The sequence below is a fragment of the Pseudomonas sp. LBUM1662 genome (assembly GCF_059695915.1).
In genome coordinates, this window is the sequence record NZ_CP166793.1 from 2,484,274 (window position 1) to 2,508,298 (window position 24,025).

A 24,025-nucleotide genomic window follows, 5' to 3' on the forward strand; every position below is an offset into this window, starting at 1 on the left:
TCGTTCTATAAAAGAAGCAGATCTGGATCAGACTTCGTCGGGGCTGCGCAGGTTGGTGACTGCGATTCGCTGTTCGCGGCGCTGTTCCTTTTGCGAAGGCATCTCGGCGCGGTACACGCCTTGATCGCCGACGACCCAGGAAAGCGGACGACGCTCCTGTCCAATCGACTCTTGCAAGAGCATCAAGCCTTGCAGAAAAGCTTCAGGACGGGGCGGGCAGCCAGGCACGTAGACGTCCACGGGCAGGAACTTGTCCACCCCTTGAACGACGGAGTAGATGTCGTACATGCCACCGGAGTTGGCGCACGAACCCATGGAGATAACCCATTTAGGTTCGAGCATTTGCTCGTAGAGACGCTGAATGATCGGCGCCATCTTGATGAAGCAGGTACCGGCGATAACCATGAAATCCGCCTGACGCGGCGATGCCCGGATAACCTCGGCGCCAAAGCGCGCGATGTCGTGGGGCGCCGTGAAGGCGGTGGTCATTTCCACGTAGCAGCACGAAAGACCGAAGTTATACGGCCACAGGGAGTTCTTGCGCCCCCAGTTGATCGTGCCGTTAAGCACGTCTTCGAGCTTGCCCATGAAGATGTTTTTGTGGACTTGATCTTCTAACGGATCGGAAACGGTTTCCCGTTCGCCAATCGGATACTGCTCGTTAGGAGCATCGGGGTCGATCCTGGTGAGATTGTATTGCATTGCCAAAGCCTCATTGTTTCAGCTTCGCCTGCCGCTTGCGACGAGCTTCCGGAGCCCAGTCAAGGGCGCCCACTCGGAACAGGTAGACAAGACCTGCCAACAGAATTGCTATGAAAACGAGAGCTTCGACGAATCCGGTCCAGCCGCTTTCGCGGACGGACACAGACCAGGCAAAGAGAAAGAGGGCTTCGATATCGAAGATCACGAAGAGCATCGCGACCAGATAGAATTTGGCTGAGAGCCGCAAGCGGGCGCCACCTGTAGGTAGCATGCCGGACTCGAACGGTTCGTTTTTGCTGCGGCCCCAGGCTTTTGACCCGAGGAGGCTGGAGACGCCGAGCATGAAGGCGCAAAGGCCGACGACGCCCAGAAGGAAAATGGCAAAGCCCCAGTTGTGGGCCATGAGTCCTGTCGCTTCGGGCATGCTGGTAATCCTTAACAGAGAGCAAAGGTCTCTGAGCTTGAAAAGAAACAAAGCAGTGACGATATGTCGCAGCAATCAATCCCGCTGATTTTATGGCACAACACGGTGCAAGTAAAATTCAGATAGCGAAATTATTTAATGGAATAAGGACATAGCGCACCTCCAAGGCCACGCAGCCCATGCTTTGCGGGCATTAGCCGGGTTTTCATCAATATTGTTTTGTAGAGAATGTAACGAACATAGTTGCGGCTAAATGATAATCAATATTGTTTGCGCTGGTTTTTAAACTGTTTAACGGGGGAGTGGGTAGGAAGTTGTCTTATATAGCTGTTACTGCAAGTAGCGGCGATTCACGTTTTACCCCGGTTTTCCGCTCGCGATACCGCTCTGGATCAATGTTTTCCCCCGGACCTCCACCGACCCCTGCAGGAGCTGTCGAGTGAAACGAGGCTGCGATCTTTTGACTTTGATTTAAAAAACAAGATCAAAAGATCGCAGCCTCGTTTCACTCGACAGCTCCTACAGGGTTAGGGGTGGGGGGAATCGCGGGCAAAAAAACGCCCCGAACCAGTCGGGGCGTCAGATGTGCGGCGTTGCGGTTAGCTTTCTATTCGGTCCGCAGCGGCCGTTTGCTCAGGCGAAGCAGATCAGTGGAACTGTTCTTCTTCAGTCGAACCGGTCAGCGCGGTTACCGAAGACGAGCCACCTTGAATCACAGTGGTCATGTCGTCGAAGTAGCCGGTGCCCACTTCCTGCTGGTGAGCCACGAAGGTGTAGCCCTTCGAAGCGTCAGCGAATTCCTGCTCTTGCAGCTTCACGTAGGCAGTCATGTCGTTGCGGGCGTAGTCGTGCGCCAGGTTGAACATGCTGTGCCACATGTTGTGAATGCCGGCCAGGGTGATGAACTGGTGCTTGTAACCCATGGCGGACAGTTCGCGCTGGAACTTGGCGATGGTCGCGTCGTCCAGGTTTTTCTTCCAGTTGAAGGAAGGCGAGCAGTTGTACGACAGCAGTTGGTCCGGGTATTCCTTTTTGATCGCTTCAGCGAAGCGACGAGCCTCGTCCAGATCCGGCTTGGCAGTTTCGCACCAGATCAGGTCGGCGTACGGAGCGTAAGCCAGGCCGCGAGCGATCGCCTGGTCCAGGCCAGCGCGCACTTTGTAGAAGCCTTCCTGGGTACGTTCGCCAGTCACGAATGGCTGGTCGTACGGGTCGCAATCGGAAGTCAGCAGGTCAGCTGCGTTAGCGTCGGTACGGGCCAGGATGATGGTCGGCGTGCCGGCAACGTCAGCCGCCAGACGGGCAGCGGTCAGCTTCTGTACAGCTTCCTGGGTAGGAACCAGTACCTTGCCGCCCATGTGGCCGCATTTTTTCACGGAAGCCAGTTGGTCTTCGAAGTGAACGCCAGCGGCGCCTGCTTCGATCATGCTCTTCATCAGTTCGTAAGCGTTCAGAACGCCGCCGAAACCGGCTTCAGCGTCAGCAACGATTGGCGCGAAGTAGTCGATGTAGCCTTCGTCGCCCGGGCCTTTGCCGGCTTTCCACTGGATCTGGTCAGCACGACGGAACGAGTTGTTGATGCGCTTGACCACGGTTGGAACCGAGTCCACCGGGTACAGCGACTGGTCCGGGTACATCGACTCGGCGGAGTTGTTGTCCGCAGCCACTTGCCAGCCCGACAGGTAGATTGCCTGGATGCCGGCTTTGACTTGTTGTACAGCCTGGCCGCCGGTCAGGGCGCCCATGCAGTTGACGAAATCTTTATCAGGACGGAAGGATGGCTTGGCGCCCTGGGTCACCAGGTTCCACAGCTTCTCGGCGCCCAGTTTTGCAAAGGTGTGCTCAGGTTGAACCGAGCCACGCAGGCGGACGACGTCAGCAGCGGAGTAAGCGCGTGTCACGCCTTTCCAGCGTGGGTTTTCAGCCCAATCTTTTTCGAGGGCTGCAATTTGCTGTTCGCGTGTCAGTGCCATGGAGATAAACCTCGTCGCGTCTTGTATCGATAGTGGTTCTGGGGTGGAAAATTCTTGCGTGCCAATTACGCAAATCAAAGGAGCGTAAGAGGCTGCTCGCTGACCAGAAGCTTAGGTGGTCAAGTCGGATTCGGCGGGGATGGCGACGGGATGAACGATGGGCTCGAGGGGAAGTGAGCAGGTAAGGGCGAACTGGCGAGCGGATTCGGGCGTCGTGGGCCTTTATACGAACTTCAGTGTGGAGCCGGGTTACCTAATTACGCTTCCGTCCCTCGGGACAACTTCGTTCCAGTCGGCAACCTCGTCAAACACACCTTGTGGGCGGTACAGACACGAAGCGGCTCGCGGGGTAGATGCGAGCGGCGCCTCGAAGGCCCTTGCCAGGGCCCCTGATTAGCGGGAGCGAGGCCATCATGCCTTTGCTTTTTTCGATCGTCAAACGTTTTGTAGTGCTTTTTTTCAGGCACTACATCTTTGGTCTAATACGACTAATCAGTCAGTTTTCGGTGGTTTAGTCCAAAGTATCGACTTTCACCCGCAGGGTCATGTCATCCCGGCCTTGAGTCGAGTAGCTGCGGGTCAGGCCCTGTTTGTCGGCCTGAGTCTGGCGGTTCACGCCGGCCAGGGTGATCCATTCGCCCAAGCTCCCCGTGACAGTTGTGTCGGTGCTTTGCACATTCACTACATCGGGACGTTCCTGGCTCATGCGGTCACGGTTGGTACTGATCGACAGGTGAACGATGTCGCCGGTGACGCTGGCGGTGACGTAGAAGCCCTGGGTGACGTTGCGGTACTCGGTCTGGCTGCGCAGATCGCCGTAGGAATCGGTCTGGCTGCTCGTGAGCGGTACGCTTTGCCCGACCTGAATCAGTGCCGGTGCGCCTTCGCTGGCCTGAATCTGCTGGATGCCGCCATCGCGGCTGTCGGTGCTGCGATTGATGATGCGCGTCTGGCTTGGCTTGGCGCCGTTGACCGAGTAACCCTGGTCGCCCTGGAAGTTGTTTTCGTTGGTGTCGACGGTGATCAACAGGCGCTTGGCTGCAACGTCAAGTTGCGTAACAAGGGCCTTAAGTTCGTCGATCTTGCGTTGATCGGCATTGACGATCAGCTGGTTGCCGTAGGCGCTGACCTGGCCGTCCTTGCCGATGAAATCCTGTGCCATCGGCAGCATATCGGCGCTGGTGCGGTAATTCAGGGGCACGATCTCGGTGGCTGCCATGGCTGAAAAACTGCACGTCAGCAGCAGCGTGGTGAGCAGGGTGCGTAGGGACATATCCGTTATCTCCGACATCTTGAAGTGTTGATATTGCCAGTTTGTCGGCCCGGCGTGGGGCAAGTTGAATCGTAGACAGCAAAACGCCCCGGCATCGGTTGATGGCGGGGCGTTTTGTGGTGTTGTTCCGGGCCTCTTCGCGGGCAAGCCTCGCTCCTACAGGTCCGGCGCGATTCTTGTAGGAGCGAGGCTTGCCCGCGAATGGGGCGCCTCGGTATCAAGCCGAGTGCCGCACCATGTCCACATGCGGAATCCCGGCTTCCAGGAACTCCTCACTGACCAGGCTGAAGCCCAGGCGCTCATAGAACGCCGTGGCCTGAACCTGCGCGCTCAGCATCTGCTGCTTCAGCCCGCGCTTCTCGGCTTCACCGATCACCGCTTGCATCAGCGCATCGCCGACCTTCAAGCCGCGCCAGTCTTTCAGGACCGACACCCGGCCGACGTGACCATCGGGCAGCAGGCGCGCGGTGCCAATCGGAAAGTCGCCTTCGAAGGCCAGAAAATGCACCGCCGTTGCGTCATCAGCATCCCATTCCAGCTCAGGTGGAACGGATTGCTCGGCGATGAACACCGTCTCACGAATGCGCCGGATCTCGGCGTTGTCCTTTTGCCAGTCTGCGACACGAACGTGAATTTTATTCATCAGCGAACCCCAGGCTTCCTTGCTTGATCAGTTCGCACAGCAAGCCGCGACCGTCTTCGTCGCTCAGCCATTCGCCCAGGTTGTCGCTGTGCAAGGAGTCGGCAGCGCAGATCATTTTCAGCAGCTCGCGCAGCTTGCCCGGCAGATAACGGCTCTGGCCGCTGGCGAACAGCAACAGGTCGTCATCGACTTCGGACCAGGCCAGGCGTGCGCTCGGGTTGCGAATCAGTATCGCGCCTTGCTCCAGGCTGGCGAGCAGGTCGTCTTCTTCGATCTCTTCCGGGCCCGCCACCAGTTCCGGGTAGCGCGGCTCGGTCATGTACTGGCCGAACCAGGTCAGCAGCAGGCGCTCGTCGCTCATGTGCTCGGCCAGCAACGCTTTCAGGCGATCAAGGGCGTCGTGCTGAATCTGGTGCGGATCGACCGCCGGCAGGGCGTCGGCATCGGTGTAGCGCTCTTCATCGGTCAGGAACTGGCTGAGGAAGTCAGTGAAGTGAGTCAGCACTTCAGAGGCGCTCGGGGCGCGGAAGCCGACGGAGTAGGTCATGCAGTCATCCACCGCAACGCCGCAATGGGCCAGGCGCGGCGGCAGGTAGAGCATGTCGCCCGGTTCCAGGACCCACTCATCGGTGGCTTCGAAATCAGCGAGGATGCGCAAGTCCGCGTGTTGCAGCAACTTGCTCTCGGAATCGCACATCTGGCCGATTTTCCAGTTGCGCTTGCCGTGACCCTGCAGCAGGAAAACGTCGTAGTTGTCGAAGTGCGGACCGACGCTGCCACCCGGAGCGGCGAAGCTGATCATCACATCGTCGACGCGCCAGCTCGGCAGGAAGCGGAAGTTTTCCAGCAGCTCAGAGACTTCCGGCACGAACTGGTCAACCGCTTGAACCAACAGGGTCCAGTCACGTTCCGGCAGTTTGCTGAACTCGTCTTCGGCGAACGGACCGCGGCGCAATTCCCAAGGACGCTCGCCGTTCTCGATCACCAGGCGCGACTCGACTTCTTCTTCCAGCGCCAGGCCGGCCAGTTCGTCGGCGTCGATCGGGCTTTCGAATTCAGGAATCGCCTGACGGATCAGCAGGGGTTTTTTCTGCCAGTAGTCGCGCAGGAATTCGCGCGCCGTGATGCCGCCCAGAAGTTGAAGAGGAATGTCAGGATTCATGTGTAACCTATTGAAAAAATGCACTTTTCAGACGGGAATAAAAACGCCCGGCGCTGCCGGGCGTCTCAAACGGGTAAAGCGGTCGATCAGATGCGTTTGGCTTGCGCCACAGCGTTACCGATGTAGTTCGCCGGGGTGAGCAATTTCAGCTCGGCCTTGGCGGCGGCTGGCATGTCCAGGCCGTCGATGAAAGTTTGCAGTGCTTCAGGGCTGATGCCCTTGCCACGGGTCAACTCTTTCAGCTTTTCGTACGGGTTTTCGATGTTGTAGCGACGCATCACGGTCTGGATTGGCTCGGCCAATACTTCCCAGCACGCGTCCAGGTCAGCAGCAATCTTTTGAGCGTTGAGCTCCAGTTTGCTGATGCCCTTGAGGCTGGCTTCGTACGCGATCACGCTGTGGGCGAAGCCGACACCGAGGTTGCGCAGCACGGTGGAGTCGGTCAGGTCACGCTGCCAGCGGGAGATCGGCAGCTTGCTCGCCAGGTGCTGGAACAGTGCGTTGGCGATGCCCAGGTTGCCTTCGGAGTTTTCGAAGTCGATCGGGTTGACCTTGTGCGGCATGGTCGACGAACCGATTTCACCAGCGATGGTGCGCTGTTTGAAATAACCCAGGGAAATGTAGCCCCAGATGTCGCGGTCGAAGTCGATCAGGATGGTGTTGAAGCGCGCGATCGCGTCGAACAGCTCGGCAATGTAGTCGTGCGGCTCGATCTGCGTGGTGTACGGGTTGAAGCCAAGGCCCAGCTCGTCTTCGATGAAGGCGCGGGCGTTTTCTTCCCAGTCGATCTCAGGGTAGGCCGACAGGTGAGCGTTGTAGTTGCCGACAGCGCCGTTGATCTTGCCCAGCAGCGGAACGGCAGCGACCTGGGCGATTTGACGCTCCAGACGGTAAACCACGTTCGCCAGCTCTTTACCCAGAGTGGTTGGGGAGGCCGGTTGACCGTGGGTGCGCGACAGCATGGGCACGTCAGCGAAACGGATGGCCAGTTCGCGGATGGCTTCAGCGGTCTGGCGCATCAGCGGCAGCATCACGTCATCACGGCCTTCGCGCAGCATCAGGGCGTGGGACAGGTTGTTGATGTCCTCGCTGGTGCAGGCAAAGTGGATGAACTCGCTGACCTTGGCCAGTTCCGGCAGCTTGGCCGCTTGCTCTTTGAGCAGGTACTCAATGGCTTTTACGTCGTGGTTGGTGGTGCGCTCGATCTCTTTGACACGCTCGGCGTGTTCCAGAGCGAAGTTGTCCGCCAGGGTGTTCAGCACCGCGTTGGCTTCGGCGGAGAACGCCGGCACTTCGCTGATGCCTGGGTGAGCGGCCAGGCGCTGGAGCCAGCGCACTTCAACAAGAACGCGAGCACGGATCAGGCCGTACTCGCTGAAAATTGGGCGCAGGGCCTGGGTTTTGCCGGCGTAGCGGCCGTCAACAGGGGAAACCGCAGTGAGCGAAGAAAGCTGCATGGGGTGTTCTCGGACAGTCGGGCAACGAAATGGGGCGCGTATCATACATGAAAAAATCCGCCGGTCCGTTGCCAACTGACCGGCGTATTACGCGTTACAGATCTAAAGCAGTGTTGCAGGCGCGGTTCAGCTGCTGCGCATCAGCGGATAAAGCTCTTTAAGCAACTTGCGCCGGCTGATCACCAACTGCCAGCGATGGCCGCCCAACTGCCGCCACAGGCGTGCCGAACGAATCCCGGCCAGCAACAGGGCGCGGATCTTCGAGGCATTGCTCGGTTGCTGCAGGTTGCGCATGTCGCCGTGGACCTGAATCCGTTGGCGCAAGGTGCTCAGGGTGTCCTGGTACAGCGCGCCGCAAGCCGCAATCACGTTTTCGTGCGCCGGGCCGAAGTGTTCGACCTGGGATTGAATCTGCGGCAGACGCTTGCCAATCACGTCGAGCATGTCGTCGCGTTTGGCCAGCTGACGCTCCAGGCCGAGCATGGCCAAGGCGTAGCGCAACGGTTCGCGTTGGAGAGTGCTCGGGTCGCGTTCCAGAGCGCCGATCAAGGCGCGATAGCCTTCGTGCAGATTGAGGTCGTCGCCGCCGTACACTTCCAGAGTGTCCTTGGGGTCGCGGATCAGCAGGCTGCCGAGCATGCACGTCAGGCCGGCTTCCGTGGTCTGGCCGGTCTTGGCAATCTTGTCGACGAGGACGGCGGCGAGAAACACGCCGCCCAGCGCCGTCAGTTGCTCCTGAGTGGGGTTCATGCCTTGCTGCTCCATGGCTCTGCGACTTCAATCACGCCGCCGCCGAGGCAGATTTCACCGTCATAGAACACCACGGACTGGCCCGGGGTGACCGCGCGTTGCGGGTCATCGAAGGTCGCGCGGTATCCGCTGGCGGTTTTTTCCAGTGTGCAGGGCTGATCGCTCTGGCGATAACGGACCTTGGCGGTCAACTTGCGCGGCTCGGTCAGATCGATCGGGTTGACCCAATAGATGTCCGAGGCGAGCAGGGCGCGGGAGAACAGGTAAGGGTGGTCATTGCCCTGGCCAACGATCAGCTCGTTGTTTTCCAGGTCTTTGATCAGCACGTACCACGGCTCGTCACCGGCGTCTTTCAAGCCGCCGATGCCCAGGCCCTGACGCTGGCCGATGGTGTGATACATCAAACCGTGGTGGCGGCCGATGACTTCACCTTCGGTGGTCTTGATCTCGCCCGGCTGTGCCGGCAGGTACTGCTTGAGGAAGTCGCTGAAGCGGCGTTCGCCGATAAAGCAGATCCCGGTGGAGTCCTTTTTCTTCGCGGTCGCCAGGTCGTGTTTCTCGGCAATTGCGCGCACTTCGGGTTTTTCCAGCTCGCCGACCGGGAACAGGGTCTTGGCGATCTGTTCGCCGCCGACAGCGTGCAGGAAATAGCTCTGGTCCTTGTTCGGGTCCAGGCCCTTGAGCAGCTCGGTGCGGCCATCGATGTCACGGCGACGCACGTAGTGGCCGGTAGCGATCAGGTCGGCGCCGAGCATCATGGCGTAGTCGAGGAACGCCTTGAACTTGATCTCGCGGTTGCACAGGATGTCCGGGTTCGGCGTGCGACCGGCCTTGTATTCGGCCAGAAAGTGCTCGAACACGTTGTCCCAGTACTCGGCGGCGAAGTTGGCGGTGTGCAGCTTGATGCCAATTTTGTCGCACACGGCCTGGGCGTCCGCCAGGTCGTCCATGGCGGTGCAGTATTCCGTTCCATCGTCTTCTTCCCAGTTCTTCATGAACAGGCCTTCCACCTCATAACCCTGCTCGATCAGCAGGAGAGCGGAAACGGAAGAGTCCACGCCGCCGGACATGCCGACAATGACGCGCTTCTTTTGTATGTCAGAAGGGGCTGGATCACGCATAGGGATTCAATGAGTGTCTTGAAAAAGGACGCGATTCTAACAGGCCGGAGCCCGCAAGGCTAAAGAGAAGGGCGGATCAGTTCGAGACCGAAGTGTTTGCCGTCCAGATAATCATCGATACAGCGGATGATCAGCTCACTGCGCCAGTTTGCGCGCTGTGCCAGCAATTCGTCACGGGTTAGCCATTTGGCGCCGACGATACCGTCGTCCAGTTGATAGTCGGGGTGATGCTTGAGTGGTTTGGCGGTGAAGCAGACGCGCTGGTAGGTCACGCCGTTGCTCGGGGCGGTGTAAAGGTAAATACCCACAACGCCGGTCGCTTCGACGTCCCAGCCGGTTTCTTCCAGGGTTTCACGGACGGCGGCTTCGATCAGGGTTTCGTTCGGGTCGAGGTGGCCGGCGGGTTGGTTAAGCACCGTTCGTCCGTGCTTGGTTTCTTCGACCATCAGGAAACGGCCGTTGTCTTCGACGATGGTGGCGACGGTGATATGGGGTAGCCAATCCATAAAGCTTCCTAATTCGAATAGTGAAACACGGACCCTGTGGGAGCGGGCTTGCTCGCGAAAGCGGTGGGTCAGTCAATAGAGATGTTGAATGATAAACCGCTTTCGCGAGCAGGCCCGCTCCCACATTGGTCCGGTGTGCGCAGGGTGATGTGCGGCAGAAACACAAACCCCGGCACATGGCCGGGGTTTGTGATGTTCCCTTACAACCTTAAACCAGCGCAGCGATCGCGGCGTTGAAAGTGTTGCTCGGGCGCATGGCCTTGCTGATCAGCTCGGCATTGGCGTGGTAGTAACCGCCGATGTCCACAGGCTTGCCCTGAACAGCGTTGAGCTCGGCAACGATGGTTGCTTCGTTCTCGGTCAGGGTTTTCGCCAGTTGGCCGAATTGCGCTTGCAGCGCAGTGTCTTCGGTCTGGGCAGCCAGGGCTTGAGCCCAGTACAGCGCCAGATAGAAGTGGCTGCCGCGGTTGTCGATGTTGCCGACTTTACGCGATGGCGATTTGTTGTTGTCCAGGAACTGGCCGGTGGCCTGATCCAGGGTCTTGGCCAGAACCAGCGCCTTAGGGTTGTTGTAAGTCACACCCAGATGCTCGAGGGAAGCGGCCAGGGCCAGGAACTCGCCCAGGGAATCCCAGCGAAGGAAGTTTTCTTCCAGCAGTTGCTGAACGTGCTTCGGTGCCGAACCGCCAGCGCCGGTTTCGAACAGGCCGCCGCCATTCATCAGCGGAACGATCGACAGCATCTTGGCGCTGGTGCCCAGTTCCATGATCGGGAACAGGTCAGTCAGGTAGTCGCGCAGTACGTTGCCGGTCACCGAGATGGTGTCCTTGCCTTCGCGAGTGCGTTGCAGGGTGAACTTCATCGCGTCGACAGGCGCCATGATCTGGATGTCCAGACCGGCAGTGTCGTGATCCTTCAGGTAAGCCTGAACCTTCTCGATTACCACGCCGTCGTGAGCGCGCATCGGGTCCAGCCAGAAAATAGCCGGGGTTGCGCTTGCACGGGCACGGTTGACGGCCAGTTTGACCCAGTCCTGGATCGGCGCGTCTTTGGTCTGGCACATGCGGAAGATGTCGCCGGCTTCAACCGACTGTTCCAGCAGGGTGCGGCCAGCGCCATCGGAAACCCGAACGACGCCGTTGGCCTTGATCTGGAAAGTCTTGTCGTGCGAGCCGTACTCTTCGGCTTTTTTCGCCATCAGGCCAACGTTTGGCACGCTGCCCATGGTGGTCGGATCGAAAGCACCGTTTACCTTGCAGTCTTCGATGACCGCTTGGTAGATGGTCGCGTAGCAACGATCCGGGATCACAGCCTTGGTGTCGTGCAACTGACCGTCAGTGCCCCACATTTTGCCGGAGTCACGGATCATCGCCGGCATCGAGGCGTCGACGATCACGTCGCTCGGCACATGCAGGTTGGTGATGCCTTTGTCGGAGTTGACCATGGCCAACGACGGACGAACGGCGTAAACCGCCTGGATGTCCGCTTCGATCTGCGCTTGCTGCTCAACTGGCAGGGCTTTGATGCGGGCGTACAGGTCGCCGATGCCGTTGTTCAGGTTGAAGCCGATCTGTGCCAGCACGTCAGCGTGCTTGGCCAGTGCGTCTTTATAGAACTCGGCAACGATCTGGCCGAACATGATCGGGTCGGAGACCTTCATCATGGTGGCTTTCAAGTGAACCGACAGCAGCACGCCTTTTTGCTTGGCGTCTTCGATCTCGGCAGCGATGAAGCTGCGCAGAGCGTTTTTGCTCATGACCGCGCAATCGAGGATCTCACCGGCTTGCACGGTGGTTTTTTCTTTCAGGACGGTGGTGGTGCCGTCTTGAGCGATCAGTTCGATTTTGACGGCATCAGCGGCGTCGATCAGGGCAGCTTTTTCGCTGCCGTAGAAATCGCCGGTGTTCATGTGCGCGACGTGGGACTTGGAGTCAGCAGCCCAGGCGCCCATTTTGTGCGGGTGCTTGCGTGCGTAGTTCTTGACCGACAGTGGTGCACGACGATCGGAGTTGCCTTCGCGCAGAACCGGGTTCACGGCGCTGCCCTTGATCTTGTCGTAACGGGATTTGGCGAGCTTGTCGGCGTCGCTGGTCACGGTTTCCGGATAGTCCGGCAGGGCGAAGCCCTGGGCTTGCAGTTCTTTGATCGCGGCTTGCAGTTGCGGAACCGAGGCGCTGATGTTCGGCAGCTTGATGATGTTGGCTTCAGGCGTAACGGCCAGGTCGCCCAGTTCGGCGAGGTGGTCGGCTACGGCTTTGTCACCCAATTGCTCGGGGAAGCTGGCCAGGATGCGCCCTGCAAGAGAGATATCGCGGGTTTCCACGGCGATATCAGCGGAGGCGGTGAAGGCCTCTACGATAGGCAACAGTGAATAGGTGGCGAGGGCGGGAGCTTCGTCGGTGAAGGTATAGATGATCTTCGAGCGGGTGGGCATATTCGGATTAACTCTCTCTTCTTTGCTAAAGCGTGCGCAGAAAAACTCGAGGGGCGCCGGGTAAGCGCGTTCGTTCAAAGTCGTCCATGAGCCGAATGTCGAGATTTGTGCGCGGTGATGTTGGGTGCATCAGTCGAGCGTCAAGCGGGTGGGTTGCTGTACAACCCTGCTTTTTCAGGCCCAAGTCTCGGCTACTTATTCAGCTGCAGGAGAGGTTGGCCGTCGTGACTCTGTGGTCAGCGGGCGGCATTATACATAGGTAGCTGGCAATCTGCCGATGCTTCATACGTAACGATTCTCGTCCATTGGTCTAAAGGTCGCAGGGGCGAGTGGGGCGTAGAGTCTTGCACCGTGCTTGAGTTTGGCGCTTTTCCCTTTGCTTTCAGGCTTGTACGTCGCGAACTGTGCAGCTTTGCGGCAGATGGTTGGAACATAGGGTTTGCGTGCCGATTTAACTGGGGTACGCTCGAACGAAGCCAGATGTTCAATCCAAACAATGGAGTTCAGCATGGGATACAAGAAGATTCAGGTTCCAGCAGTCGGCGACAAAATCACCGTCAACGCGGACCATTCTCTCAATGTTCCTAACAACCCGATCATCCCCTTCATCGAAGGTGATGGTATTGGCGTTGATATCAGCCCGGTCATGATCAAGGTTGTCGATGCTGCTGTTAAGAAGGCTTACGGCGGCGAGCGCAAAATTTCCTGGATGGAAGTCTACGCCGGGGAGAAAGCGACTCAGGTTTACGATCAGGACACCTGGCTACCTCAGGAAACCCTGGACGCAGTTAAAGATTACGTGGTTTCCATCAAGGGCCCTCTGACCACCCCGGTCGGCGGCGGCATCCGTTCCCTGAACGTGGCCCTGCGTCAGCAACTCGATCTTTATGTGTGCCTGCGCCCTGTGCGCTGGTTCGAAGGCGTGCCTAGCCCGGTCAAGAAGCCAGGCGACGTCGACATGACGATCTTCCGTGAGAACTCGGAAGACATCTACGCCGGTATCGAATGGAAAGCCGGTTCGCCGGAAGCGACCAAAGTCATCAAGTTCCTGAAAGATGAAATGGGCGTCACCAAGATCCGTTTCGACGAAAACTGCGGTATCGGCATCAAGCCGGTTTCGCTGCAAGGCACCAAGCGTCTGGCGCGAAAAGCGCTGCAGTATGTGGTCGACAACGACCGCGACTCGCTGACCATCGTGCACAAAGGCAACATCATGAAGTTCACCGAAGGTGCCTTCAAGGAATGGGCCTACGAAGTGGCCGCTGAAGAGTTCGGCGCGACCCTGCTCGACGGCGGTCCGTGGATGCAGTTCAAGAACCCGAAAACCGGCAAGAACGTCATCGTCAAGGACGCCATCGCCGACGCCATGCTCCAGCAGATCCTGCTGCGCCCGGCCGAATACGATGTGATCGCGACCCTGAACCTGAACGGCGACTACCTCTCTGACGCTTTGGCGGCGGAAGTGGGCGGTATCGGTATCGCGCCAGGTGCCAACCTGTCCGACACCATTGCCATGTTCGAAGCGACCCACGGTACTGCGCCGAAATACGCCGGCAAGGACCAGGTCAACCCGGGTTCGCTGATCCTCTCCGCCGAGATGATGCTGCGCCACATGGGCTGGACCGAAGCGGCTGATCTGATCATCAAGGGCACCAACGGCGCGATTTCGGCCAAGACCGTGACCTATGATTTCCACCGTTTGATGGAAGGCGCGAAACTGCTGTCTTCTTCGGCGTTTGGTGATGCGCTGATCTCGCATATGTAAGCCGCACATGTAAGCGGGTTCACGCACGACAAAAACCGCCCGACTCAAGTGATTGAGTCGGGCGGTTTTTTTATGACTGGATGATCGGTTGCGTCAGGTCGACACTGTTTCCTGTTTGGTGACGGGTGCGCTCTGTTCACCGACGGAAGGGGCAGAGCCGATCTTCACTGCGTGCAACCCTTTGGGGCCCTGGACGATATTGAAGCTTACGATTTGCCCGGCCTTGAGGGTCTTGTACCCGTCCATTTCGATGGCCGAATAGTGGGCAAAGAAATCAATAAGATGACCGTCCTCGTCACGACCTTCTCTGGCGTCGGTGTTAATGAAACCGAACCCCTTGGCATTGTTGAACCATTTCACCTTGCCGACTGACATACCCATATCCCTCTGCAACAGACTCCATCACTGGAGTATCATCCAGTACATCCGCAGTCTAATCCTGGAAATAAGATTGACTCCGCGGACCTTTTTTACCCACTGTGGGCTCTATTGGTTGTAACACCGTTTTCCCGATAGTCAAGGTGACCGGGCGGTCGGAGTTGAAATCGTCCATAGCCGCCCCCACCACTGTATTTGCACAACTGACGAACCTTTCTTTCCATGCATGCAATCAGCCAGATTCGACTAACATTCAATCAGGATCGCCCGGCTCTCCAAAAAGATCACCCGGAGCCTCACGACGACGATTCCGCAGGCATTGCTGTTCAGGAAGCAAAGCCTGCATTACAGGCGCCACCGATGTACAAGGTGGTTTTGTTCAATGATGACTACACACCGATGGATTTCGTCGTCGAAGTGCTCGAGGTGTTTTTTAACCTGAATCGGGAGCTGGCGACCAAGGTCATGCTGGCCGTCCACACAGAAGGACGGGCAGTATGTGGAGTGTTTACCCGCGACATCGCCGAGACTAAGGCCATGCAGGTCAACCAGTACGCCAGGGAAAGCCAGCATCCGCTACTCTGTGAAATCGAGAAGGACGGTTAATCGCCGACCACTTGGGTATGAGGTGAAGCTATGTTAAACCGCGAGCTCGAAGTCACCCTCAATCTTGCCTTCAAGGAGGCCAGATCGAAGCGTCATGAATTCATGACCGTCGAACACCTCCTGCTGGCCCTATTGGACAATGAGGCTGCCGCCACCGTTTTGCGTGCCTGCGGCGCAAACCTCGACAAACTCAAGCACGATCTGCAGGAGTTCATCGACTCCACCACGCCATTGATCCCTGTCCATGACGAGGATCGCGAAACCCAGCCAACCCTGGGCTTCCAGCGTGTACTGCAGCGTGCTGTTTTCCACGTACAGAGCTCGGGCAAACGCGAAGTGACTGGTGCTAACGTGCTGGTCGCCATCTTCAGTGAGCAAGAGAGTCAGGCAGTGTTCCTGCTGAAACAGCAGAGCGTTGCGCGCATCGATGTCGTCAACTACATCGCCCATGGCATTTCCAAAGTGCCGGGGCATGGCGATCACTCTGAAGGTGAGCAAGATATGCAGGACGACGAGGGCGGTGAGTCTTCTTCTTCAGGCAATCCTCTGGATGCTTATGCCAGCAACCTCAACGAACTCGCGCGCCAGGGTCGTATCGATCCGTTGGTAGGCCGTGAGCTGGAAGTCGAGCGTGTCGCGCAGATCCTGGCGCGTCGTCGCAAAAACAATCCGCTGCTGGTGGGCGAGGCGGGCGTGGGTAAAACCGCGATTGCCGAAGGCCTGGCCAAACGTATTGTCGACAACCAGGTGCCGGACTTGCTGGCCAACAGCGTGGTGTACTCCCTCGACTTGGGCGCCTTGCTGGCCGGGACCAAATACCGTGGCGATTTCGAGAAACGCTTCAAGGCGTTGCTCAATGAACTGAAAAAACGTCCGCAGGCGATCCTGTTCATCGACGAAATCCATACCATCATCGGTGCGGGTGCCGCGTCCGGTGGCGTCATGGATGCCTCGAACCTGCTCAAGCCGCTGCTGTCGTCGGGCGATATCCGTTGCATCGGATCGACCACGTTCCAGGAATTCCGCGGGATCTTCGAGAAGGACCGTGCCTTGGCCCGGCGCTTCCAGAAGGTCGACGTGTCGGAGCCTTCGGTGGAAGACACCATTGGCATCCTGCGCGGCCTGAAAGGTCGTTTCGAAGCGCACCACAACATCGAATACAGCGATGAAGCGTTGCGTGCCGCTGCTGAACTGGCGTCGCGCTACATCAATGACCGGCACATGCCGGACAAAGCCATCGACGTCATCGACGAGGCGGGCGCCTACCAGCGTCTGCAGCCAATCGAGAAACGCGTGAAACGCATCGAAGTGCCTCAGGTCGAGGACATCGTTGCGAAAATCGCGCGGATTCCGCCCAAGCATGTCACCAGCTCCGACAAAGAGCTGCTGCGCAACCTTGAGCGTGACCTGAAGCTGACCGTATTTGGCCAGGATGCCGCCATCGACTCGCTGTCGACCGCGATCAAACTGTCCCGTGCCGGCCTCAAGTCGCCTGACAAGCCTGTCGGTTCGTTCCTGTTCGCAGGTCCTACCGGTGTCGGTAAAACCGAAGCGGCGCGTCAGCTGGCCAAGGCCTTGGGCATCGAGCTGGTTCGTTTCGACATGTCCGAGTACATGGAGCGCCACACCGTCTCGCGTCTGATCGGTGCGCCTCCAGGCTATGTCGGGTTCGATCAGGGCGGTCTGCTGACCGAAGCCATCACCAAGCAGCCTCACTGCGTGCTGTTGCTCGATGAAATCGAGAAGGCGCATCCGGAAGTCTTCAACCTGCTGCTGCAGGTCATGGACCACGGGACGCTGACCGATAACAACGGGCGCAAGGCGGATTTCCGTAACGTGATCGTCATCATGACGACCAACGCCGGTGCCGAAACAGCGGCTCGCGCTTCGATCGGTTTCACCCATCAGGACCACTCGTCCGATGCGATGGAAGTGATCAAGAAGAGCTTCACGCCGGAGTTCCGCAACCGTCTGGACACCATTATCCAGTTTGGTCGCCTCAGCCATGAGGTCATCAAAAGCGTGGTGGACAAGTTCCTTACCGAGCTTCAGGCGCAGTTGGAAGACAAGCGCGTGCAACTGGAAGTGACCGACGCTGCGCGAAGCTGGCTGGCAGCCGGTGGCTACGACTCGGCGATGGGTGCTCGACCAATGGCGCGTTTGATCCAGGACAAGATCAAGCGTCCGCTGGCGGAAGAGATCCTGTTTGGCGAACTGGCCGACCATGGCGGTGTGGTTCACATCGACCTCAAGGATGGCGAGCTGACCTTCGAGTTCGAAACCACGGCTGAAATGGCCTGACGTTAAACGCGACAAAAGCAAAAGGCGCCGAAAGGCGCCTTTTTGCTGTCTGCCAGATGCACTGCGATCCCCTGTGGGAGCGGGCTTGCTCGCGAATGCGGTGGGTCAGCTTGCATCAGCGTTGAATGTGCTACCGCATTCGCGAGCAAGCCCGCTCCCACATTAGTTCGGTGAGCTGCTCAAATCGCAGGCAAACAAAAACGCCCGGCATAACCGGGCGTTTTGTATTGACTTGATTAGCGAGCGCGGTAAGTGATGCGCCCTTTGCTCAAGTCATAGGGCGTCAGCTCGACGCGCACTTTGTCACCGGTAAGAATACGAATGTAGTTCTTGCGCATCTTGCCGGAGATATGCGCGGTTACGACGTGCCCATTTTCCAACTCCACACGAAACATGGTGTTGGGCAGGGTGTCGACGACAGTGCCTTCCATTTCGAAGCTGTCTTCTTTCGACATGCAGTAAAGCCCTCGGTGTCCAATGAATGGCCCGGTGCAACTGCGCCAGGCAAAAGCGGCGTGCATTGTGCCCGAAAAATGGGGTTTAAGCCAAGGGGTTCTAGTTCAGGATGACCCAGCGCTGATTAATCAGCAGTTCGATAGGCCGATATTGCGTCTTGTAGCTCATCTTTTTGCAGTTTTTGATCCAGTAGCCGAGGTAGACGGCTTCCAGCCCAAGGCGCTGGGCCTCGGCGATTTGCCAGAGGATCGCGTAGCGACCCAGGCTGCGGCGTTCTTCATCGGGCTCGTAGAAGGTGTAAACCGCCGACAGACCGTTCGGCAGCAAGTCGGTCACGGCCACCGCCAGCAACCGGCCTTCGAGACGGAATTCGTAAAAGCGCGAGAACGGCAGGTCACGCACCAGGAACGTCGAAAACTGGTCGCGACTCGGCGGATACATATCGCCATCGGCGTGACGCTGTTCGATGTAGCGCTGGTAGAGGTCGAAATACTCTTCACTGAATTTCGGCCGGGCCGGGCGTACTTGCAGGTCGGCGTTGCGTTTGAAAATGCGTTTCTGCTGACGGTTGGGGGTAAATTGCGCCACGGGGATGCGTGCCGGCACGCACGCATTGCAATTCTGGCAATGCGGCCGGTAGAGATGATCGCCGCTGCGACGGAAACCCATTTCAGACAGGTCTGCGTAGACATGCACATCCATGGGCTGACTAGGGTCGAGGAACAGCGTTGTGGCCTGCTCCTCGGGCAGATAACTGCAAGAGTGGGGCTGAGTGGCATAGAACTTCAAACGCGCCAACTCGGTCATGATCAACCCTCGGGATAAGCTTTTGCATTAAGTGTAAGCCACGTGCGCGAATGTCGCTCAGCAAACCCAGGTGGCGCGGCTGGGTTGATCCAGATGCTGCGCAAGGTAGCTGGCAAACTCCCGTCGTGGGATCGCCCTTGCACCCAGACTGTGCAGATGGTCGGTCGGCATCTGGCAGTCGATCAGCACAAAGCCCGAGTCTTTCAGATGTCGCACCAGCGTGGCAAAGCCATACTTCGAGGCGTTGTCGGCGCGGCTGAACATCGATTCGCCAAAAAACAGCTGACCCATCGCCAGGCCATACAGTCCGCCGACCAGCACGCCATCATCCCAAACCTCCACGGAATGCGCGTAACCACGCTTGTGCAGTTCGAGGTAAGCCGTCTGCATCGCCTCGGTGATCCAGGTGCCGTCGGCATAGTCCCGGGGGGCGGCGCAGGCGCTGATCACCGAGGCAAAATCCTGATCGAAGGTCACTTGATAGCGTTGCTGGCGCAGCAATTTATTCAAACTGCGTGAGACATGCAGTTCGTCGGGAAATAACACAGTACGCGGATCCGGCGACCACCAAAGAATCGGCTGGCCCTCCGAGAACCAGGGAAAGCAGCCGTGGCGATAAGCCTGAATCAGACGATCGGCGGACAGATCGCCACCCGCGGCCAACAGTCCGTTGGGATCGCGCATGGCTTTTTCCAGCGGCGGGAACGTCAGGGTGTTGCGTTGTAACCAAGTCAGCATGGCATCCGGGCTTGCAGAAGGGGAGGGCGGTGGCGGGCTGGAAGGCCCGCCGTAAAGTGTGCCGTCAAACGACGGGAATGTCGTCGAGGTATTTCTCGGCGTCCAGCGCGGCCATGCAGCCAGCCCCGGCGGAGGTTACGGCCTGGCGGTAAACGTGGTCGGCCACGTCGCCGGCGGCAAATACGCCCGGGATCTCGGTGGCCGTGGCATTGCCTTCGCTGCCGCCCTTGACCAGCAGATAGCCGTCACGCATTTTCAGCTGGCCCTCGAACAGGTCGGTATTGGGCTTGTGGCCGATGGCGATGAACACGCCGGCCAGCGCCAATTCACGGGTTTCTCCCGTGTTGCTGTCGCGCAGACGAGCGCCGGTCACGCCGCTGGCATCACCCAGCACTTCATCGAGGTTCTGATTCCAGTGCAGGCGGATATTGCCGTTGGCGGCTTTTTCGAAGAGTTTGTCCTGAAGAATCTTCTCCGAGCGCAACTTGTCGCGCCGGTGAATCAGGTGGACTTCCTTGGCGATGTTCGACAGGTACAACGCTTCTTCAACCGCTGTGTTGCCACCGCCAACTACGGCGACCACTTGATTGCGATAAAAGAAGCCGTCGCACGTGGCGCAGGCTGAAACCCCACGGCCGGCAAAGGCTTCCTCCGACGGCAACCCCAAGTACTGCGCGGAAGCGCCGGTGGCGATAATCAGGGCGTCGCACGTGTAAGTGTCACCATCGCCGATCAGCTCGAACGGGCGCTGTTGCAACTTGGCTGTGTGGATGTGGTCGTAAACGATCTCAGTGGCAAAGCGCTCGGCGTGTTTTTGCATGCGTTCCATCAGCACCGGCCCGGTGAGGCCTTCGACGTCGCCGGGCCAGTTATCGACTTCGACGGTGGTGGTCAGCTGGCCACCTGCCTGTATGCCGGTGATGACAACGGGTTTGAGGTTGGCGCGGGCGGCATAAACGGCTGCGCTGTATCCGGCAGGGCCGGAACCCAGAATGATCAGGCGGGAATGCTTCGGTTCGCTCATAAAAACACCTCATAAGCCTTTGTCACAAAAGAGAATGCATGCTCAAATTGAAACGTGCGTAACGTGCTTTTGGCTATGCTACACCGAAGGGCTTCAAGCATGGCATCGGGCGAACAAACCCGTACAATGCCGTCTGTAACAGTGGTTGAAACAAAATAAGCTGTACGTACCGTGTTTATAAAAACCGGGGTGCAGTGTTAAAAGTAGTCCCAGTTGCGCGTGTTAACTTTTTTACCTGCCTGGATTGGGCAGTTTTTTATAGTCATTCAACAGATGGACGCGCCCAGGGCGCAGGAAAAGAAGCGTTTTGAAGAAATCCACCGCAGCACCTAAACCAGCCGTCGTTCCACTTTGGCGCCAGCATTTGCATTACCGGCTCAAGGAAGGTGCATTGATCGCCATCGGCGGCCTGTGCCTGTTCCTGATGATGGCCTTGTTGACCTACGGCAAGGACGATCCGGGCTGGAGCCATAACAGCAAGATCGACGACGTGCAGAACTTCGGCGGCCCGGTCGGCTCCTACAGCGCCGACATCCTGTTCATGGTGCTGGGTTACTTCGCCTACATCTTCCCGCTGTTGCTGGCGATCAAGGCTTATCAGATCTTCCGCCAGCGCCACGAACAGTGGCAGTGGAGCGGCTGGCTGTTCTCCTGGCGCCTGATCGGCCTGGTGTTTCTGGTGCTGTCGGGCGCTGCTTTGGCGCATATCCATTTCCATGCAGCGACCGGTCTGCCAGCCGGTGCCGGCGGCGCGCTGGGCGAAAGCCTTGGCGACCTGGCCAGGAATGCGCTGAACATTCAGGGCAGCACACTGTTGTTCATCGCGCTGTTCCTGTTCGGCCTGACCGTGTTCACCGACCTGTCGTGGTTCAAGGTGATGGACGTCACCGGCAAGATCACCCTCGACCTGTTCGAGCTGTTCCAGGGCGCGGCCAATCGCTGGTGGGCCGCCCGTGTCGAGCGCAAACAACTGGTTGCGCAGTTGCGTGAAGTCGATGACCGTGTGCATGACGTGGTCGCTCCGACGGTGACGGACAAGCGCGAGCAAGCCAAGGTCAAGGAACGCCTGATCGAACGTGAGCAAGCCCTGAGCAAGCACATGTCGGAGCGCGAAAAGCAGGTGCCGCCCGTCATCGCGCCAGCACCGCCCAAGCCGGCAGCACCGAGCAAGCGCGTGGAGAAAGAGAAACAGGCGCCGTTGTTCGTCGACAGCGCCGTCGAAGGCACCTTGCCGCCGATCTCGATTCTCGACCCGGCCGAGAAGAAACAACTCAATTATTCCCCGGAGTCGCTGGCCGCCGTCGGTCATCTGCTGGAAATCAAGCTCAAGGAATTCGGCGTCGAAGTCTCGGTGGATTCGATTCACCCGGGCCCGGTCATTACCCGTTACGAAATCCAGCCGGCCGCCGGCGTCAAAGTCAGCCGCATCTCCAACCTGGCGAAAGACTTGGCGCGTTCCCTGGCCGTGACCAGCGTGCGTGTGGTGGAAGTGATTCCGGGCAAGACCACCGTTGGTATCGAGATTCCCAACGAAGACCGCCAGATCGTGCGTTTCTCCGAAGTGCTATCGACGCCCGAATACGACAACTTCAAGTCGCCGGTCACCCTGGCCCTGGGCCACGACATCGGCGGCAAACCGGTCATCACCGACCTGGCGAAAATGCCTCACTTGCTGGTGGCCGGTACGACCGGTTCCGGTAAGTCGGTGGGTGTGAACGCGATGATCCTGTCGATCCTGTTCAAGTCCGGCCCGGAAGACGCCAAGCTGATCATGATCGACCCGAAAATGCTCGAGCTGTCGATCTACGAAGGCATTCCGCACTTGCTGTGCCCGGTCGTTACCGACATGAAGGACGCGGCCAACGCCCTGCGCTGGAGCGTGGCGGAGATGGAGCGTCGCTACAAACTGATGGCGAAGATGGGCGTACGAAACCTGTCGGGCTTCAATGCCAAGGTCAAGGAAGCCCAGGACGCCGGTACGCCGCTGACGGACCCTTTGTACAAACGCGAAAGCATTCACGACGAAGCGCCGTTGCTGACCAAGCTGCCGACCATCGTCGTGGTGGTCGACGAATTCGCCGACATGATGATGATCGTCGGCAAGAAGGTTGAAGAGCTGATCGCCCGTATCGCCCAGAAGGCCCGTGCGGCCGGTATCCACTTGATCCTCGCGACCCAGCGTCCGTCGGTTGACGTGATCACCGGTCTGATCAAGGCCAACATTCCGACGCGAATGGCGTTCCAGGTGTCGAGCAAGATCGACTCCCGGACCATCATCGACCAGGGCGGCGCCGAGCAACTGCTGGGTCACGGTGACATGCTCTACATGCCGCCGGGCACCAGCCTGCCGATCCGTGTCCATGGTGCGTTCGTGTCCGATGACGAGGTTCACCGGGTGGTTGAAGCCTGGAAGCTGCGCGGCGCCCCGGAATACAACGACGAGATCCTGGCCGGTGTAGAAGAGGCCGGTAGCGGTTTCGACGGCGGCAGTGGCGGTGGCGACGAAGACAGCGAATCCGATGCGCTTTACGACGAAGCGGTGCAGTTCGTCCTGGAAAGCCGTCGTGCGTCCATCTCTGCGGTCCAGCGTAAGTTGAAAATCGGCTACAACCGCGCCGCGCGCATGATCGAAGCCATGGAAATGGCCGGGGTCGTGACGTCCATGAATACCAACGGTTCGCGTGAAGTCCTGGCGCCCGGCCCGGTACGCGACTGATTTGATTTGAAAGGATGGCGCAGTGACGCGCCGTCCGAACTCCCACGAATGTTAAGAGGACTCCCATGCGTCTTATCCGCATGCTGTTGCTGCCGGTACTGGCTTTGACCACGCTCTCGGCCCACGCCGATGACAAGGACGTGGCGCGTCTGACCCAACTGCTGGAAAAATCCCAGACCCTGACTGCACGCTTCTCTCAGCTGACGCTGGATGGCAGCGGCACCCAGTTGCAGGAAACGGCCGGGCAAATGTCCCTGCAGCGTCCTGGCCTGTTTTACTGGCACACCGACGCACCGCAAGAGCAGTTGATGGTTTCCGATGGCAAGAAGGTGTCCCTGTGGGACCCGGATCTGGAGCAGGTCACCATCAAGACCCTCGACCAGCGCCTGACCCAGACCCCGGCGCTGCTGTTGTCCGGTGACGTGTCGAAGATCAGCCAGAGCTTCGACATCAGCGCCAAGGAAGCCGGCGGCGTGATCGACTTCACCTTGAAGCCGAAAACCAAGGACACCCTGTTCGACAGCCTGCGTCTGTCGTTCCGCAATGGCCTGGTCAATGACATGCAACTGATCGACAGCGTCGGTCAGCGCACCAACATCCTGTTTACCGGCGTGAAGGCCAACGAGCCGATCCCGGCGTCCAAGTTCAAGTTCGACATCCCCAAGGGTGCCGACGTGATCCAGGAATAAACCGCAAAACCCTGTAGGAGCGAAGCTTGCTCGCGAAAGCGCTGGGTCAGTCGCCGTCAATGCCGTCTGGAACCGCTTTCGCGAGCAAGCTTCGCTCCTA

21 protein-coding genes are annotated in these 24,025 nt (G+C 58.6%); 5 read left to right on the forward strand and 16 right to left on the reverse strand.

The annotated features are described in order from the left end of the window. Positions 1-27: 27 nt before the first annotated feature. From ACA049_RS11220 to ACA049_RS11270, 11 genes are all read right to left on the reverse strand, one after another. Positions 28-702, reverse strand: a complete 675-nt coding sequence (locus ACA049_RS11220; protein WP_008146035.1) for a NuoB/complex I 20 kDa subunit family protein — start codon at positions 700-702, stop codon at positions 28-30. Between the two features lie 10 nt (positions 703-712). After that, the gene (locus tag ACA049_RS11225; RefSeq protein WP_003223812.1) at positions 713-1,126 is read right to left on the reverse strand and encodes an NADH-quinone oxidoreductase subunit A; all 414 of its coding nucleotides are present in this window, start codon (positions 1,124-1,126) and stop codon (positions 713-715) included. A 647-nt stretch (positions 1,127-1,773) separates the two neighbouring features. After that, positions 1,774-3,099 carry an isocitrate lyase gene (aceA, locus tag ACA049_RS11230; RefSeq protein ID WP_033057066.1) on the reverse strand — a complete coding sequence of 442 codons (1,326 nt, stop codon included), beginning with the start codon at positions 3,097-3,099 and terminating at the stop codon, positions 1,774-1,776. Between the two features lie 511 nt (positions 3,100-3,610). Then, positions 3,611-4,372, reverse strand: a complete 762-nt coding sequence (locus ACA049_RS11235; protein WP_497335392.1) for a secretin N-terminal domain-containing protein — start codon at positions 4,370-4,372, stop codon at positions 3,611-3,613. Positions 4,373-4,589: 217 nt separating this feature from the next. Beyond that, on the reverse strand, positions 4,590-5,015 hold the full coding sequence (locus ACA049_RS11240) for a GNAT family N-acetyltransferase (RefSeq protein ID WP_017339601.1): 426 nt from the start codon (positions 5,013-5,015) through the stop codon (positions 4,590-4,592). Beyond that, the gene (locus tag ACA049_RS11245) at positions 5,008-6,177 is read right to left on the reverse strand and encodes a ribosomal protein uL16 3-hydroxylase (protein ID WP_497335394.1); all 1,170 of its coding nucleotides are present in this window, start codon (positions 6,175-6,177) and stop codon (positions 5,008-5,010) included. The genes ACA049_RS11240 and ACA049_RS11245 overlap by 8 nt, the downstream gene beginning before the upstream one ends. Positions 6,178-6,263: 86 nt before the next feature. Then, on the reverse strand, positions 6,264-7,634 hold the full coding sequence (gene purB / locus ACA049_RS11250) for an adenylosuccinate lyase (protein ID WP_461974884.1): 1,371 nt from the start codon (positions 7,632-7,634) through the stop codon (positions 6,264-6,266). 126 nt (positions 7,635-7,760) lie between these two features. Continuing rightward, entirely contained in the window at positions 7,761-8,384 is a 624-nt protein-coding gene (gene hflD, locus ACA049_RS11255; RefSeq protein ID WP_497335396.1) for a high frequency lysogenization protein HflD, read from the reverse strand. Then, positions 8,381-9,505: a tRNA 2-thiouridine(34) synthase MnmA gene (gene mnmA, locus ACA049_RS11260; protein ID WP_497335398.1), complete on the reverse strand. Its 1,125-nt coding sequence runs from the start codon at positions 9,503-9,505 to the stop codon at positions 8,381-8,383. Before mnmA ends, hflD begins: the two co-directional genes overlap by 4 nt. Positions 9,506-9,564: 59 nt before the next feature. Then, positions 9,565-10,011 carry an NUDIX hydrolase gene (locus ACA049_RS11265; RefSeq protein WP_497335400.1) on the reverse strand — a complete coding sequence of 149 codons (447 nt, stop codon included), beginning with the start codon at positions 10,009-10,011 and terminating at the stop codon, positions 9,565-9,567. A gap of 208 nt (positions 10,012-10,219) precedes the next feature. After that, on the reverse strand, positions 10,220-12,445 hold the full coding sequence (locus ACA049_RS11270; RefSeq protein WP_497335402.1) for an NADP-dependent isocitrate dehydrogenase: 2,226 nt from the start codon (positions 12,443-12,445) through the stop codon (positions 10,220-10,222). 508 nt (positions 12,446-12,953) lie between these two features. On the opposite strand from ACA049_RS11270, the gene icd reads away from it, so the two are divergent. After that, complete coding sequence (icd, locus tag ACA049_RS11275; RefSeq protein WP_010458895.1) at positions 12,954-14,210, forward strand: NADP-dependent isocitrate dehydrogenase; 1,257 nt, start codon at positions 12,954-12,956, stop codon at positions 14,208-14,210. Between the two features lie 93 nt (positions 14,211-14,303). On the opposite strand, the gene ACA049_RS11280 is transcribed toward icd, so the two are convergent. Next, complete coding sequence (locus ACA049_RS11280; protein WP_497335404.1) at positions 14,304-14,585, reverse strand: cold shock domain-containing protein; 282 nt, start codon at positions 14,583-14,585, stop codon at positions 14,304-14,306. Positions 14,586-14,810: 225 nt separating this feature from the next. Here ACA049_RS11280 and clpS point away from each other — a divergent pair, with 225 nt between their 5' ends. Both clpS and clpA read left to right on the forward strand, forming a co-directional pair. Beyond that, complete coding sequence (gene clpS / locus ACA049_RS11285; protein WP_010458899.1) at positions 14,811-15,194, forward strand: ATP-dependent Clp protease adapter ClpS; 384 nt, start codon at positions 14,811-14,813, stop codon at positions 15,192-15,194. Positions 15,195-15,224: 30 nt separating this feature from the next. After that, positions 15,225-17,495 carry an ATP-dependent Clp protease ATP-binding subunit ClpA gene (clpA, locus tag ACA049_RS11290; RefSeq protein WP_007946437.1) on the forward strand — a complete coding sequence of 757 codons (2,271 nt, stop codon included), beginning with the start codon at positions 15,225-15,227 and terminating at the stop codon, positions 17,493-17,495. A 236-nt stretch (positions 17,496-17,731) separates the two neighbouring features. Here clpA and infA read toward each other — a convergent pair whose 3' ends face one another. The 4 genes from infA to trxB form a co-directional block, all read right to left on the reverse strand. Then, a complete protein-coding gene (infA, locus tag ACA049_RS11295) occupies positions 17,732-17,950 on the reverse strand; it encodes a translation initiation factor IF-1 (RefSeq protein WP_002553999.1) in 219 nt (72 codons plus the stop codon). Between the two features lie 100 nt (positions 17,951-18,050). Next, positions 18,051-18,758: an arginyltransferase gene (locus tag ACA049_RS11300; RefSeq protein WP_497335406.1), complete on the reverse strand. Its 708-nt coding sequence runs from the start codon at positions 18,756-18,758 to the stop codon at positions 18,051-18,053. Between the two features lie 57 nt (positions 18,759-18,815). Beyond that, on the reverse strand, positions 18,816-19,496 hold the full coding sequence (gene aat, locus ACA049_RS11305; RefSeq protein WP_497335408.1) for a leucyl/phenylalanyl-tRNA--protein transferase: 681 nt from the start codon (positions 19,494-19,496) through the stop codon (positions 18,816-18,818). A gap of 64 nt (positions 19,497-19,560) precedes the next feature. Beyond that, positions 19,561-20,520 (reverse strand): thioredoxin-disulfide reductase, encoded by a 960-nt coding sequence (gene trxB / locus ACA049_RS11310; protein WP_497335409.1) that lies wholly within the window; start codon positions 20,518-20,520, stop codon positions 19,561-19,563. 307 nt (positions 20,521-20,827) lie between these two features. Here trxB and ACA049_RS11315 point away from each other — a divergent pair, with 307 nt between their 5' ends. Further along, positions 20,828-23,236 carry a DNA translocase FtsK gene (locus ACA049_RS11315; RefSeq protein ID WP_497335411.1) on the forward strand — a complete coding sequence of 803 codons (2,409 nt, stop codon included), beginning with the start codon at positions 20,828-20,830 and terminating at the stop codon, positions 23,234-23,236. A 65-nt stretch (positions 23,237-23,301) separates the two neighbouring features. Then, positions 23,302-23,925, forward strand: a complete 624-nt coding sequence (gene lolA, locus ACA049_RS11320) for an outer membrane lipoprotein periplasmic chaperone LolA (RefSeq protein ID WP_007904916.1) — start codon at positions 23,302-23,304, stop codon at positions 23,923-23,925. Positions 23,926-24,025: the final 100 nt, after the last annotated feature.